Origin of the sequence: Nonomuraea fastidiosa, from assembly GCF_042751225.1 — a bacterium.
GTDB lineage: Bacteria > Actinomycetota > Actinomycetes > Streptosporangiales > Streptosporangiaceae > Nonomuraea > Nonomuraea fastidiosa.
Window position 1 is genome coordinate 3661096 of the sequence record NZ_CP170570.1, and the last position, 13896, is coordinate 3674991.

Sequence of the window (13896 nt, forward strand, 5' to 3'; positions counted from 1 at the left end):
CAATAAGGCTGAAACGATTGTGAGGCAGGCATGGCCACAGGAAAGATACGTTATTGGGCGGCGGCCAAGGATGCCGCGGGCGTCGCGGAAGAGCCGTTCGACGCGGCCACTCTTGGTGAACTGATGACGAAAATCACACAGAATCGTGCCGAACTGGCGCGCGTGGTCCGCCGCTGCTCTTTCCTGGTGGACGGCTCTCCCGTGGGCAAGCGCGCCCACGATCAGGTGATACTCGCCGAGGGTGCGACCGTCGAGGTGCTGCCGCCCTTCGCCGGCGGCTGATCCGCAGGTGAACGCGTGCTCGTCCCGGGAATGAGTCAAACCGGATCGGTAGGCTCTTGACCCCCGCTCACGACAAGGAGCCCCATGCGCAAGCTGATCGTTTCACTGATCGTGCTCATCATTCTCCTTGTCGCAGCCGACAGGGTCGCGGTTGCCGGAGTCGAGCGCGACCTCGCCAACAGGATCGCCGCCTCCGCCGATCTGTCCGGCACCCCTACGGTGACCATTAAGGGCATCCCCTTTCTCACCCAGGCGTTCTCGGGCCACTATCCCGAAGTCGAGTTCGATCTCGGCACGTTCACCTACGGCGGGGTGCCGATCAGAAATCTGCACGGGGCGGCGTACGACGTGACGGCCCCGCTGGCCGAGATCCTGCAGAACCGCCCCGACATCAGGGCCGGGCGCGTCGCCGTCACCGGCACGATCAGCAGGGCGACCATCGACAAGTTCGCGCCCCAGGGCGTCAAGATCGGCGGCAACGGCGGCAGGCTCACCGCGTCGGGCGAGGTGACGGTGGGGGTCAACAAGGTGAAGTTCAACGCCGAGATGCGAGTCGAGCTGGCGGACGGAGGCATCAGGGTCCAGGCGGAGAAGATCGAGGGCGTGCCCGACGAGGTCGCCCGCATGGTCTCCTACACGATCCCGTTCAAAGGAAAGCTGCCCTTCGACGTGAAGGTGACCGAGGTCGAGAGCGTGCCGGGCGGGCTCAGGCTCTCGGCGGAAGCGACGAACGTGCCGATCCGTGGATGAGCGTGAACCGTCGCGTCCTCGCGTACGTGATGAGGACGTGACAGCAGCGGACACCGCCGACGAGGAACTCGTGAGGACCCTCTTCGACGAGCACGCTGGGCCGCTCTACGGGTACGTCCTGCGTTTGACCGGCGACTCCGGCAGGGCCGAGGACGTCGTCCAGGAGACCCTGCTACGGGCCTGGCGACATCCCGAGGCCATGTCCGGCCGGCCGATCAGGGCGTGGCTGTTCACGGTGGCCCGTAACCTCGTCGTGGACCAGCACCGCGCCAGGAAGGCCAGGCCGCCGGAGACCGGCGACGAGGCGCTTTCTGTCCTGCCGGCCGACGACGAGCTCGAGCGCGCGGTCGAGTCGTGGGCGGTGGCCGAGGCGCTCGCCGCGCTGCGGCCCGAGCACCGCGACGTGCTGCTGGAGGTCTACTACCGGGGGCGATCGGTGAAGGAGGCGTCGGCGACGCTGGGCATTCCGCCGGGCACGGTCAAGTCCCGTACGTACTACGCGTTGCGCGCCCTGAAGCTGGCGCTCGAAGAACGGGGGCTCGCACCGTGATGACCTGCGAGGAGGTCCGGATCGCGCTCGGCGCGCACGCCCTGGGCGCGCTCGATCCGGAGGAAGCGCTGGAGATCGACCACCACCTGGCCACCTGCGAGGCGTGCGGCGCCGAGCTGGAGGAGCTCGCGGGGGTGACGACGTTCCTCGGTAAGGTGTCCGAGCGCGACGTGGAGGTGGTGAGCAGCCCCCCGCGTCAAGTGCTCGACCGGCTGCTGAACGACCGCGCCAAGCGGTCGCGCCGCGGCCGGATCCTGACCGCGGTCGCGGCGTGCGCGGCGGTGCTGGTGGTGGGCGGCACGGTCTGGACGGCGATCCAGACCCGCCAGGCGGCCGAGACGACCGCCGCCCACCCGGTGGCGCAGTCCGAGCGGTCCGCCGGGCCCGATGACGCCGCGCCGCGGGTACTCGCCGACCAGGGCGCGCCCGAGTCAGGGGCCGCCGAACGCGACTCCCGCATGCCGAGTTCGGCCGAGCAGGCTCCCGTACGGCCCAGCCCTTCGCGCTCCCCCGAGCCCGCGCAGCCGTACGGGCAGGCCGCCACGCCGGCACCCGAGCGGGCCGAGGAGAGCGCGTCGTCACCGGCTGAGCAGCGCAAGGCCATGGAGGGCCGCGAGTTCAGCGGCTCCAACAGGGCCGGCGGCTACGGCGCCACGGTCCAGGCCCTGCCCGGCGACGGCGGCACCGAGCTGGGCGTGCGCGTCACCGGCATCCCGGTCGGCACCACCTGCTCCCTGGTCGCGGTCGGCGACGACGGGCGGCGCGAGGCCACAGAGAGCTGGACGATCGGCCCCGACACCTACCGTGACAAGACCGTCTTCCCGCGGCGGACGTCGATGACGATGGAGGAGATCGCCCGGTTCGAGATCGTGGACGAGGCGGGCACGGTGCTGGTCGAAGTCCCGGTGAGGAAGTGATCGCGCACGCCCGCGTCTTCGGGTGGGGAAGGAAACGCGGGCGTGCGCGGTTGCACCGGGGTGGACGACCGGATGGGCGGCGCCGGCGGGGCACCGGCGCCGGGCACGCTGAAACGAGGTGATCCACCTGCGCCGCGACGACCGCAGCCGCCACGCCGGCGCGGAGCACAGGTCTGAGCAGGAGCGGCTGTCGGCGGGGGAGCTGGGGGCGGAGAGCCTGGGCGAGCGGGCGACGCTGGTGCACTTCTCGACGGCGTTCTGCCAGCCGTGCCGGGCCACCAGGCGGGTCCTCGCCGACGTCAGCGCGCTGGTGCCGGGCGTGCGTCACATCGAGGTGGACGCCGAGTCGCGGCTCGATCTCGTACGCCGTCTTGAGATCACCGGCACCCCCACGGTGCTGGTGCTCGACCCGGAGGGAGCAGTGGTCAAAAGGGCGTCCGGCCTGCCGCGAAAGCACGAGGTGCTGGCCGCGCTCGCGCTGGCCGTACCCGACCCGGGAACGTGAGGCGTCTCACACGCTGTCTCACTAACCGGACGAGATGTGACAGATGACGAGACGCCGAGTAGTGTCTTGCTCATGAACCCATCGACAGAGCTGCTCACGAAGCGGCGCGCGGTCGACTTCTGCCGCGTCGCCACCGCGCTCTGTCGCGCTGCCTGAGGACGATCTCGCGCGGATCCACCATCCGCCCCAAATCGACCCTTCAGGGAGCATCCCGCGATGCGTGCCTATCCCAGAGCGCTGCGCCCCGGCGCGGCAACCACCCTGGTCGTCCCCCACCCGGTCACCGAGAGCCGCCGGCTGCTCGCCGTCCGGGTGCTCGACCGCATGCTGGGCGCGTTCTCGCGCAGGCCGTACGCGATGCTCGGCTCGGCGCTCGCCGCTAGTGCGCTGAAGGAGCGGAAAGACCGCAAGACGCAAGGCTCGCCCCGGCTCTCGCCGGAGATCGGGCCTGTCGTCGCGGTCGCGGGCGTGGCCGGATCCGCCTCCGGAATCATGCCGATGGCCCACACGGCCACGGCTGCGGCTCTCCTCGCCGCTTTCCTCATCGCAGCCTTCGGTATCTGCCTTGGCTGCGCGATGTACCTGCTCATTCGCCGACTACTGCCCGCCGCCAACATGGAGGTATCTCAATGAGCCGCTCCGCCGCCCTGGTGGACGCCGACTGGGTCGAAGCCAACCTCGACACGCCCGGGGTCGTCATCGTCGAGGTCGACGAAGACGTCAGCGCCTACGACAAGGGCCACATCCGTGGCGCGGTCAAGGTCGACTGGCGCAACGATCTGCAGGACCCGGTGCGCCGCGACTTCGTCGACAAGACGGGGTTCGAGGCGCTGCTGTCCGACCGGGGCATCTCCAACGACGACACCGTCGTCCTCTACGGCGGCAACAACAACTGGTTCGCCGCCTACGCCTACTGGTACTTCAAGCTCTACGGCCACGAGAACGTCAAGCTGCTCGACGGCGGCCGCAAGAAGTGGGAGCTCGACTCCCGCGAGCTGGTGACCGAGGTGCCGCAGCGGCCCAAGACGCAGTACGTCGCCAAGGAGCAGGACACCAACATCCGCGCCTTCCGCGACGACGTCGTGGCGGCGATCGGCAAGCTCAACCTCGTCGACGTGCGCTCGCCCGACGAGTTCACCGGCAAGCTGCTCGCCCCGGCCCACCTGCCGCAGGAGCAGGCGCAGCGCGCCGGCCACGTGCCGACCGCCCGCAACATCCCGTGGTCCAAGGCGGCCAACGACGACGGCACCTTCAAGTCCGACGAGGAGCTGCGCGCCCTCTACCAGGAGGCCGGGGTCGACTTCGGCAAGGACACCATCGCCTACTGCCGCATCGGCGAGCGGTCGGCGCACACCTGGTTCGTGCTGCACGAGCTGCTCGAGCAGCCCAACGTCAAGAACTACGACGGTTCGTGGACCGAGTACGGCTCGCTCGTGGGCGTGCCGATCGAGTTGGGGGAGGCCCGCTGATGACCGCACAGGGTTGCGGGGCGCCGGAGCAGACCGTGACGCTGCCCGCTGGTATCGATCTGTCCAACCAGGCCGTCATCCAGGGCGTCGTGACCGGCGCCGGCACCGCGTACGCGCGGCTGCTCGACCACACCGGTGAGTTCACCGGCGAGGTCGTGGTCTCCGACGACGGCATCTTCCGCTTCTTCGCCGCGCCGGGCGACTGGACCGTCCGCATCATCGCGGGCGGTGGCGTCACCCGCGACGTCAAGGTCCAGGCCAAGCTGGGCGAGGTCGCCCAGCTCGCCGTGGCCGTCTGACAGGCGACACGTCAGGGCCCGCGTCCGGCTCTCCGGACGCGGGCCCTTTCGCATGCCCTGGGTCCCTTCGCGGCAAAGTGGCCGTTCACCTGGTGCTTGATTGCGGAGCGCTTTCGAGGGTTGCGGCTGCGTCACAAGGGACAGAACGCTACGATTCCACAGATGTCCGGTTCGACAGGTGTGACGGCGCCCCCGCAACCAGGGCCCACGCCGGCTCAGGAGATGCCGTCGCCGTACTCACTGCCCCTGCACGCCCTTCGCCTGACGGGCAAGTGCGCGCTGCCGCTGATCCTCTGGTTCGCCGCGGGCGAGCTCCTCCGGTTCGTGCTGCTCTACGCGGCCAGCGAGGTCCCGTACGGAGACTTCAAGCAGCTGCGCTACGTCGGCGTCATGACCCTGCTCACGCTCATCGTGCTCGCCGCGATGACCGTCACGACCGGCATGCTGCACGCGCTGCGCGGCGCCCTGTGGGAGATGCGCGCCAGGGCCGACGAAGGCGTACGCGACGAACCGCTCTTCCGCACCCTCGACCGCGTCGCCCCCACCTTCGCGGTGCTCTACCTGGCCTGGGGCTTCCAGACCGAGGACGCCAGAGACGTCTACCAGATGGACATCTTCCATCACTACTTCGAGCAGACCGAGGCGTCCTGGTTCGGCGAGGAGAGCGACGTCGGGCGCGGGCTCGTCGACCTCGACTGGCGGGTCTCGCTCGGCGCCATGGCCGTCATGTTCGGGCTCAAGTGGCTCTTCGCCAAGTTCGTCGAACAGGGCCGAGGCAGGTTCTACGGCTTCCTCGCCGCCTTCTCCGAGTTCGCCTTCGTCTTCTACGGCCTGAACGCCACCGTCGCCTTCGGCGACGCCCGCTCGGAGTGGATCCAGCACCGCAGAGCCGTCGCCGGCACCGAGGAACTGCTCACCCAGGCCAAGGAGGGCGTGCCGCTGTGGGCGGACATCACCGATTGGTTCGGCGAGGTGTGGCCGCTCGTCCTCGAGGGCGTGGCCGTGCCGCTCGCCTGGCTCACCGTCGCCATGCTGGTCTTCGGCGTCTACTCCGACGAGACCCGCACCCTCCTGCGGGGCACCCGCCTGGAGCGCGGCCTCGACAAGCTGGAGAGCAGCCACGACCTCACACAGAAGTCGTTCGACCGGCTCACCGGCGGCTTCCGCGACCGCTGGGTGCCGCTCGCCAACTCCCTCCGGATGATCTTCAATGGTGGGCTGCCGCTCTTCGGCATGATGTGCCTGTGCTACTCGGTGCTCGCCGTCGGCGGCCAGTACGCCCAGCGCGGGATCATGATGCTCATCGGCACCCGTGACGAGTGGGTCGGCATCTACCAGGTCCAGCCGGTCGCGTTCGTGCGCGAGATGGTGGTGACCGTGCTCACCATGGCGCTGCTCGCGGCCACGTACGACATCGCCGCCACCCGGGCCCGCCGCGCCGGCCGCCCCCTCGACGAGATCTGACCGGCCGCCAGGCCGGCCTTGGGCTCGGCTCCCGCGCGGCCGGCGTGACTCCCGTATGAGCGGGCATGGGCTGCCGGCCGTATGGGCGGCGGCGTTCAGCGGCGCTTGAAGCGGAGCACGTCCACGTCCGGCACCAGCTTCGCGGCGCCCTCGCGGGTGAACAGGTCGTCGATCGGGGTGTCCGAGCGGTAGTTGCTCGGCCGGAACGACAGCTCCACCTCGTCCGCGACCGCCGTCGGCACGATCGCCAGGCCCTGGATCTTGTACTCCCTGCCGACCACCAGCTTGTCGGTCGGCCGGTCGCCCACCGGCTCGATCGGCACCGTCCAGATCCGGCCCGAGCGGTCCTGCACCTGGACGTCATGCGGCTCGGCCACCATCGTGGCGCTCTTCTCGTCCACGGCCTTCCTGGTGATGTCCACCTTCAGCCAGGTCACCTCGGGGCCGTGCGTGTTGCCGGCGGGCGGCTTCGTGCGCTCCATGGCGGCCCGCCACTCGATGCCGTTCACCTTGCCCGCCTGGCCCGCGGGGACGACCGTCTCCTTGGTCTCCTCCTCGGCGACCTTCTCATAGAAGAGGTGGCCGTCGTAGGTGTGCGCGGCCGTTGTCAGCAGGCACGCCAGCGCGGCCGCGGCGGCCACCAGCGCCGTACGACGCTTCGACCTGCCTCCGCCGCTGCCCGCCTCACCGGAGGGCGGCCCATCCTGGCCCCCGGACCTGCCCAGGGACTCACCCGGCCCGTCCGCGCGGAATTGCCCGTACTGTCCGGGCCCGGGCTCCTGCCCAGGGAGGCCGTACGGGCCGGGGCCGCCGTACGGCGCCGAGGGATCATGCGCGTGCGAGGCCGCGAAGCCGTGCGGGTTCGGGCCACCGGGCTGCGCCGAGAGATCGTACGCGCCTGGGCCACCGGGCTGCGCCGAGGGGCCGTGCGCGCCTGGGCCACCGGGCTGCGCCGAGGGGCCGTGCGCGCCTGGGCCACCGGGCTGCGCCGAGGGGCCGTGCGTGCCTGGGTCACCGGGCTGTGCCGGGTCACCGGGCCGCATCGGGTCGCCGCCCTGCCCCGCGCCACTTGGCCGGTAGGGAGGCGGCGGGCCACCCGCCCTGACGGCGGGCATGGGCTGCGTGGCACCACCGACCGGCTCCTTGGGTGCGGGCGGCCACACCTGCTGATCGGTAACGACCGGCCGCGCCCGCCCCTCGGCCCCATGCCGAGCACCACGGCCCTCACCGGCACCCTGCCCAGGGCCACGGCCTCCGCCGACCTGCCCGACAGCACCGCCTTCGCCAGGCTGCCCGAGAGCACCGCCTTCGCCAGGCTGCCCGAGAGCACCGCCTTCGCCAGGCTGTCCGAAAGCCCTGCCTTCGCCAGGCTGTCCGAAACCGCGGCCTACAGCGGGCTGTGGCCCAGCGCCGTAAGCGTCCGTACCTCGTCCGGGGCCGGCGTTTTCGTCGGCTTGTCCGGGGGTGGCGTCGACTCCCGGCCCAGGCTCGAAGCCTCCGCCGGGCTGCCCGTAACCGTGGGCGACGCCGGGCTGCGCGGGGCTGTAGCCGTCGCCGGCCCGTCCGAGGCCGGCGCGTTGGCCGCGCTGTCCGGAGGCATCGCCGGCTCCCGGCCCAGGGACGGACCCGAAGGCCGCCGTCGGAGCTTGCTCGTCGTAAGCGGGACCGCTCGAGTGCCTGCCGCCACGCGCGGCACCGAAGGCGGCCTCACCGCCCGCCAGGCTCCCACTGCCCGGCGTGGCACCGCCCGCTGACGTTGCACCACCTGAGAAGGCACCGCCGCCGGAGATGGCCTCGCCACCGAGAACATCGCCGCCGTCCGGCGCGGGACGCCCGCTGGGGACACCGCCTGTTTCTGGCACGGTGTGCCCGCCTGGGATACGGCCTGCGTCCGGCACGGTGTGCCCGTCTGGGATACGGCCTGCATCCGGCACGGTGTGCCCGTCTGGGATACGGCCTGCATCCGGCACGGTGTGCCCGCCCGGGACACCGCCTATGTCCGGCATAGCACGCTCGCCCGGAGCACTGCCGGGCTCCGGCATGGCACCGCCACGGGACACGCCGTCGGCGCCCAGCACCCGGCTGTGCCCCTGCTCACCGCTGTGAGCGGGCTCGTCCGAGTGCCTGCCCGAGCCGGCTCCGGCCCCGAGCGGGGACCCCTCAGCCTGCGCCTGCCCGCGCCTGTCAGCCTGCGCCTGCCCGCGCCTGTCAGCCTGCGCCTGCCCGTGCCCGGCTCCGGACCACCCCTCCGGAGCCTGCCTGCGTGCCGTCCCATCCCCGAACCGTGGGTCGCCGGCTTGCCCCGGACCGTGCTCAGGTCCGAAGGCATGATCGCCGGTGGTGGCGTGAGGGCCGCTGTGGCCGCCCTCAGAGCCGTAGCGGCTCATGACGCTGTGCGGGCCGCTGTGCCCTTGCTCGGGGGCGTAGCCAGGGCCACCGGCAACCTGCGGGCCGCTGCGGTCGCGCTCGGGCGCGTAGCTGTGGCCACCGGCGGTGCGTGGGCCGCTGTGGCTTTGCTCGGGGGTGTAGCTGTGGCCGCCCGTAGCTTGCGGGCCGTTGTGCTCGCGCTCGGGGGCGTAGCTGTGGCCACCGGTAGTTTGCGGGCCGCTGCGGTCGCGCTCAGGGGTGTAGCTGTGGCCACCGGCGGCGTGTGGGCCGCTGTTGCCTTGCTCAGGGCTGCGCGGGTAGTCGTAGGTGTCGCCGGCAGGCTCGTGGGCCCTGCCCCAGGCCGGAGGCGGACCGGGTTCGCGACCGGCACCCCAGCCCTGCTGCGGGTCGGCGTCTCGGCCCGGCTGGGAGCCTGCGTCCCAACCACGCTGCTGGGTGGGGTCGGTGGTGCGGCCGAGGCTTGGGCGGTAGGTGTCGGACGAGCCGTAAGGTGCGGCGTCCGGGGCCGGGGCCGGGGCCGCGTGGCGGCGCCGAGGCAGAGGCGAGGAGCCCTGCTCAGAGTGCCCGCCTGAGACGGCCGGCCAGGCGTGCGGCGTCTCCTCGCCCGGCTGCTCGCCAGCCCAGCCCGCCTCCATGCGGTGGCCCGCTTCTGTGTGGCGGCTCGCTTCTGTGCGGTGGTCTGTGTCCGTGCGGTGGCTCGCGTCCGTGCGGTGGCTCGCGTCCGTGCGGTGGCTCGCGTCCGTGTGGTGGCTTGCCTCCGCGGGGGCGCCCACCCCTGTCGGGACGCCGGGGTGTGCCGCGCCGCTCTGCGGGGCGGGGCCGCCGAAGCGGTGGCCGAAGTCGTCGGAAGGACGGCCGTGGTCAGAGCCCCGGCCGTGGTCTGAAGCCCGGCCATAGTCCGAGGCCCGGCCGTGGTCCGAGGTCCGCCCGCCCGGGGCCGAGGCCGCGTTCGGTCCTGAGGTCCGCCCCGGGGCCGAGGCCGCGTTCGGTCCCGAGGGTCGGCCAGGGGTCGAGGGTGTGCCTGGTCCCGAGGTGCGGCCGGTGGGCGACGTCATGCCCGATCCCGGGACGCGGCCGAGGCCCGGCGTGGGAGGCGGAGCGTCCGTGGGGGTCCAGTCGTGTTCGGACGGGGACCAGTCGTACTCGGAGGTGGCGCTGTGAGCGGGCGGGCGGCCGGGCAGGCCGCCGCGCATCCCGGGCCCCGGCGGGAGACCCTTGCCGGGCACTTGCTCGTGGGCGGACTGCGGCGGCGCCTCGATCTCGGCATCGGCATCGGCATCGACGCCGAACTCGGTCCTGGCCCTGGCATTCAGGCTGGCGCCGAACTCGGTACCGGCCCTGGCATTCACGCCGGGGCCGAACTCGGTACCGGCCCTGGCATTCACGCCGGGGCCGAACTCGGTACCGGCCCCGGCGCCGCCCCGGGCACCGGAGCCGGGCTCAGGCTCGGTCTCAGGACCAGGTGTCGGGTTGACGCGTGGCGAGAACCAGTCACGCTCGTTCGTGCTCATCCTGAGATCACTTCTTAACGATCGAGTAGACGTCCTGCGGCGAGTCGGCGAGCTTGCGCGCCCCCGCCTCGTCCAGGCCGAGATCGATCTCGACCTCAGGCCGGTACGGCTCCTGCGGCCCCGCCTGCGGCGGCAGCTTGAACACCACCCGCGCCCCGGGCAGCGCGCTGGGCGGGATCTCGAAAAAGGACAGGCCGCCGACCCAGATGTCGGGCTGTACCCATTTGTTGGCCAGGGTCTGCTGGCTGTCCACCCGGTCGGTGGCGGCGAAGCGCTTGCCGTCGTCGGTCAGCAGGACGGGCTGCCCCAGGTGGTACGGCTTCATGCTGGACTTGGCCGACGCCCTGACGATGAGGAAGAGGTTGCCGGTCTCGATGGTCTCGGTGTCGGAGGTCTGGATCTTCTTGGCCGTGGTGAAGGAGTCGAGACGTACGGTGAACCGGCGGGCGTCGACGGCCTCGCCTTTGGTCCCGGTGTAACTGAGCGGGTCGCTCATCGCCCCTTCGCCGAGCGCCTTGGTCTGCAGCAGAACGGCGGCGGCGAGCATGGCGAGCCCGGCGATGACGCCGGTGACGCCGGTCCCGGCGCTTCTGCGGCGGTTGCCCCGGCGCGGCCGGCGGGCGGGGGCGATCTCGGAGCGTTGTTCGGTGACGGTCATGACGTGCCGCCCTTCTTCACCGGCAGGGTGACACGAGCCTTGATGACGGGCAGGTACGATCGCTCGCCCGCCTCTTCGGCGACCATGCCCCATTCGAGTTCGGCGTTGTTGAAGCCTTCGGTCAGTTCGAAGGAGGCCACGTCGAGGGTGACCTTGTCAGGCGGCTGCTGGCCGTCCTTGAGCCGGTAGCGGAGGATGACCTGGCTGGGCACGCCGGGGTGGAGCTGCCGGGTCTCGTCGCCCTTGCTGAGGGCGAACGCGAACGGCCCCGAGTCCCTGTCGAACGCGGGCGTGATCTTGACCAGGGACCCGGCGAAGGTGGTCGAGGTGAAGGCGTGTTCGAGCTTTTCAGGCGGCAGGCCGACGGGCAGCGTCTCGTCGCCCTTGTTGGTGACGTCGAAGACGACTTCGAGGAAGCGCTTGTCCTCGTCGAAGTCGTTCTGGGCGCGCTCGACCCGTACGCGCGACTCGACGAACTTGGTGTCGTACAGCCCCTGGTCGAGCACGGCGCCCTGGCCGAGCGGCTCGACCTCGTCGGGAGCCTCGTTGAGGCCGCCGAGCAGGGCGGTGATGCCGATGACGGTGAGGGCCGTCAGGGCGATTGCGGGCACCACTACCGGGCGTCTCGGCTTGTTACTGCGGTCGCCGGAGGGTTCCGTCATGGGTAAGGATGGTAATAGCTATCGCTTGTCCCATCTGCCGCAATGCTCCCATCGGACTGGTCAAATTGCCGAGAACCCTGCCGCTACGGTGGTTCTAGCTCATACGCTGTCACGGAGCGGGAATGGGCTGAGCCCTACACCTAATGACATATCGGCGGCCGGAGGGTCACGTGGCGGACGTGCATCCCGAGCATGCCCAGCTCCAGGCGGACCGCATCTACCTGGGCTGGCAGTACATCCTGCTCCATCCCGACCCGGGACCGCCGCCCAAGCGTCCCTCGCCGGTCGAGGAGCCGTCCGCGCAGGAGCAGCCCGATCCCGCCACGTCCGATCTGCTGCGCCGGGAGCGCCAGCTCGAGGACATGCTCAACCGGCCGGTACGCCACGTCCGCATGGCCATGCTGGTGCTGTCGGTGCTGATCGTGGGCGCCGCGCTGACCGGCTACCTCGCCTGGTCGTTCGCGGTGCTGGGGCTGATCGCGGCCGGCGGCGTGGCGGGCATCTGCAGCTACGCGCTGTTCCAGGGCGACCGCGCGGTCAGGTACCGGGTGATGGAGCAGCAGGCCCGCGACGAGCGGCGACGGCAGGAACGTGACAAGGAGCTGTTCCGCGCGCAGGAGGAGCACGCGCAGCGCTACCGCGAGTGGCAGGAGTCGAAGGAGCGCCACGACAAGCAGCTCACCTGGTACGCGGTGTCGGTGCCCGACGAGATCGACCGCATCGACGTGGCGGGCGGCACCTTACCCGGCTGGTCGGCGCTGATCACGCTGATCGGGGCGACCCGGCTCTACAGTGGCGGCCATCTGACCGTGCTCGACCTGTCGGAGGGCGCGATCGCCAAGGACCTGATCGAGCTGGCGCGCAAGGGCGGCGACGACCCGCTGGTGTGGGTGCTGCCGGTCGATCTGCCCAGGCTGGACCTGGGCGCCACGCTCAAGCCCGAGGCGTTCGCCGACGTGCTGGCGCACGTGGTGAGCGTCAGCGAGGAGCACCGCACCACCCGGGACCTCAGCTTCGACAACGCGATCCTGGAGCGGGTGCTGGAGGTGCTCGGCGAGAACGCCACGATCAGGCAGGTGACCGCGGCGCTGCGGGCCCTGGCGCAGGTGGGCGACCCGCGCGACGACCTGCGGTTCGGCCTGATCACCGCCACCCAGCTCGAACGCATCGGCACGCTGTTCGGCCGCGGGGTCAGCGACCGGGTGGTGATCGAGCGGGCCTGGGCGCTGGAGTCGCAGCTGCGCAAGCTGGAGTCGCTGGGCACGGAGGCCGTGCGGCTGCCGCCCGCCAGGCTGCGGGTGGTGAGCATGGACCGGCAGGCGGGCGTGTTCGGCAACCGGGTGCTCGGCACGTACGTGGCCACCGCCCTGACCCACATCCTGCGGCAGTCGCCCGCATCCGACCGGCCCTGGTACCACACGATCATCGTGGCAGGCGCGGAGAAGCTGAGGGGCGACGTGCTCGACCGGCTGATGGACGCCTGCGAGACCTCGCGTACGGGACTCGTCCTCACCTACCGGTCGCTCACCCCCACGGTCAGGGAGCGGCTCGGCCGAGGGCACGCGGCGGTGGCGTTCATGCGGCTCGGCAACGCCGAGGACGCCAGGGTGGCGAGCGAGCACGTCGGCACCGAGCACCGCCTTGAGCTGGCCCAGCTCACCGAGACGATCAGCGAGTCGCTACCGGGCCTGGACGGCGGCTACACCTCGACGATCGCGCAGGTCGAGGACGGCGCGCAAGCCCACGACGAGCACTCGCCCGACCTGAAGGGCGACATCACCGAGTCCACGGAATGGGGGCGCACCGCCGACAAGATCTCCGAAAAGGAACGGGTGCTGCAGCGCTCGCGCGAGTTCCTCGTCGAGCCGCACCAGCTCCAGCAGCTTCCCACCACGTCCGTGATCGTCACGGACGCCACCGCGCAGGGGCGTCGGGTCCGCCTGGCGGACGCGAACCCGGCCATCCTCACCTTCCCCAAGACGACGCTCGGCGAGTTCGAGGAGGTCAAGGACGCGGTGCTGGCGCTCGACCCCAGAGCGGGCGGCGCAGACGGCGAGCCGCCGCCGAACCTCGGGCCGCCACCGCCGCGCCTGGACTGGCGCAAGGGCAGGCAATGACATGGTCAATGTCAAGGTGACGAGCTGACGGTTGGCGGAATTTAACAAAGAACCGTCTGTGGGGGATTGAAATGCAGCCGAGCGTCTCGTTGAGCGGGCCCTGGTATCGAATTCAGTCGATCGCAGCACCCTCGCGAAGCTCGTCGGCGGAATGGGATTTCGTCACCGTGCTTCCCGCGGTGTTGTCGGCGGCGCAGCGCGATCGGCCGTTCGTGATCGGCTGGTTGTCGCGCGGATCGGGAGCGCCTCTTGAACTGATCACCAATGCCGGGCCGTTGTCGCCGCCGCGCCAGCCGCGCAGGTCCACCGACCTGCCCGACCATC

Annotated in this window: 16 protein-coding genes; 12 read left to right on the plus strand and 4 right to left on the minus strand. The window is 71.1% G+C overall.

The window, feature by feature from the left end; genetic code table 11:
• The first annotated feature begins 30 nt into the window (after positions 1–30).
• The 10 genes from ACFMQL_RS16875 to ACFMQL_RS16920 all read left to right on the plus strand — a co-directional run bounded on the left by ACFMQL_RS16875 (position 31) and on the right by ACFMQL_RS16920 (position 6236).
• The gene (locus ACFMQL_RS16875) at positions 31–282 is read left to right on the plus strand and encodes a MoaD/ThiS family protein (protein ID WP_364062943.1); all 252 of its coding nucleotides are present in this window, start codon (positions 31–33) and stop codon (positions 280–282) included.
• 84 nt (positions 283–366) lie between these two features.
• Positions 367–1032 (plus strand): DUF2993 domain-containing protein, encoded by a 666-nt coding sequence (locus tag ACFMQL_RS16880; protein ID WP_364062946.1) that lies wholly within the window; start codon positions 367–369, stop codon positions 1030–1032.
• A gap of 37 nt (positions 1033–1069) precedes the next feature.
• Positions 1070–1582, plus strand: coding sequence for a sigma-70 family RNA polymerase sigma factor (locus ACFMQL_RS16885; RefSeq protein ID WP_364062949.1), 513 nt, complete (start codon positions 1070–1072; stop codon positions 1580–1582).
• Positions 1582–2499, plus strand: a complete 918-nt coding sequence (locus ACFMQL_RS16890) for a zf-HC2 domain-containing protein (RefSeq protein ID WP_364063265.1) — start codon at positions 1582–1584, stop codon at positions 2497–2499. The genes ACFMQL_RS16885 and ACFMQL_RS16890 overlap by 1 nt, the downstream gene beginning before the upstream one ends.
• Positions 2500–2626: 127 nt before the next feature.
• Positions 2627–3004, plus strand: coding sequence for a thioredoxin family protein (locus tag ACFMQL_RS16895; protein ID WP_378790168.1), 378 nt, complete (start codon positions 2627–2629; stop codon positions 3002–3004).
• A gap of 72 nt (positions 3005–3076) precedes the next feature.
• Entirely contained in the window at positions 3077–3160 is an 84-nt protein-coding gene (locus tag ACFMQL_RS16900; RefSeq protein WP_350668905.1) for a putative leader peptide, read from the plus strand.
• Positions 3161–3220: 60 nt separating this feature from the next.
• Positions 3221–3637 (plus strand): DUF4395 family protein, encoded by a 417-nt coding sequence (locus ACFMQL_RS16905; protein WP_378786054.1) that lies wholly within the window; start codon positions 3221–3223, stop codon positions 3635–3637.
• A complete protein-coding gene (locus tag ACFMQL_RS16910; protein ID WP_364062955.1) occupies positions 3634–4473 on the plus strand; it encodes a sulfurtransferase in 840 nt (279 codons plus the stop codon). Before ACFMQL_RS16905 ends, ACFMQL_RS16910 begins: the two co-directional genes overlap by 4 nt.
• Complete coding sequence (locus ACFMQL_RS16915) at positions 4473–4772, plus strand: DUF1416 domain-containing protein (RefSeq protein WP_364062958.1); 300 nt, start codon at positions 4473–4475, stop codon at positions 4770–4772. The genes ACFMQL_RS16910 and ACFMQL_RS16915 overlap by 1 nt, the downstream gene beginning before the upstream one ends.
• 162 nt (positions 4773–4934) lie before the next feature.
• Entirely contained in the window at positions 4935–6236 is a 1302-nt protein-coding gene (locus ACFMQL_RS16920; RefSeq protein ID WP_378786055.1) for a hypothetical protein, read from the plus strand.
• Between the two features lie 95 nt (positions 6237–6331).
• On the opposite strand, the gene ACFMQL_RS16925 is transcribed toward ACFMQL_RS16920, so the two are convergent.
• Positions 6332–6877 (minus strand): hypothetical protein, encoded by a 546-nt coding sequence (locus ACFMQL_RS16925; protein ID WP_364062964.1) that lies wholly within the window; start codon positions 6875–6877, stop codon positions 6332–6334.
• 195 nt (positions 6878–7072) lie between these two features.
• On the opposite strand from ACFMQL_RS16925, the gene ACFMQL_RS16930 reads away from it, so the two are divergent.
• Positions 7073–7990: a hypothetical protein gene (locus ACFMQL_RS16930; protein WP_378786056.1), complete on the plus strand. Its 918-nt coding sequence runs from the start codon at positions 7073–7075 to the stop codon at positions 7988–7990.
• Between the two features lie 2152 nt (positions 7991–10142).
• On the opposite strand, the gene ACFMQL_RS16935 is transcribed toward ACFMQL_RS16930, so the two are convergent.
• Together ACFMQL_RS16935 and ACFMQL_RS16940 are read right to left on the minus strand one after the other, a co-directional pair.
• Positions 10143–10793 carry a hypothetical protein gene (locus ACFMQL_RS16935; RefSeq protein ID WP_364062970.1) on the minus strand — a complete coding sequence of 217 codons (651 nt, stop codon included), beginning with the start codon at positions 10791–10793 and terminating at the stop codon, positions 10143–10145.
• A complete protein-coding gene (locus tag ACFMQL_RS16940) occupies positions 10790–11455 on the minus strand; it encodes a hypothetical protein (RefSeq protein WP_364062973.1) in 666 nt (221 codons plus the stop codon). Before ACFMQL_RS16940 ends, ACFMQL_RS16935 begins: the two co-directional genes overlap by 4 nt.
• Positions 11456–11625: 170 nt before the next feature.
• On the opposite strand from ACFMQL_RS16940, the gene ACFMQL_RS16945 reads away from it, so the two are divergent.
• Positions 11626–13572, plus strand: a complete 1947-nt coding sequence (locus tag ACFMQL_RS16945) for a hypothetical protein (RefSeq protein ID WP_364062976.1) — start codon at positions 11626–11628, stop codon at positions 13570–13572.
• A 112-nt stretch (positions 13573–13684) separates the two neighbouring features.
• Here ACFMQL_RS16945 and ACFMQL_RS16950 read toward each other — a convergent pair whose 3' ends face one another.
• Positions 13685–13879, minus strand: coding sequence for a hypothetical protein (locus tag ACFMQL_RS16950; protein WP_364062979.1), 195 nt, complete (start codon positions 13877–13879; stop codon positions 13685–13687).
• Positions 13880–13896: the final 17 nt, after the last annotated feature.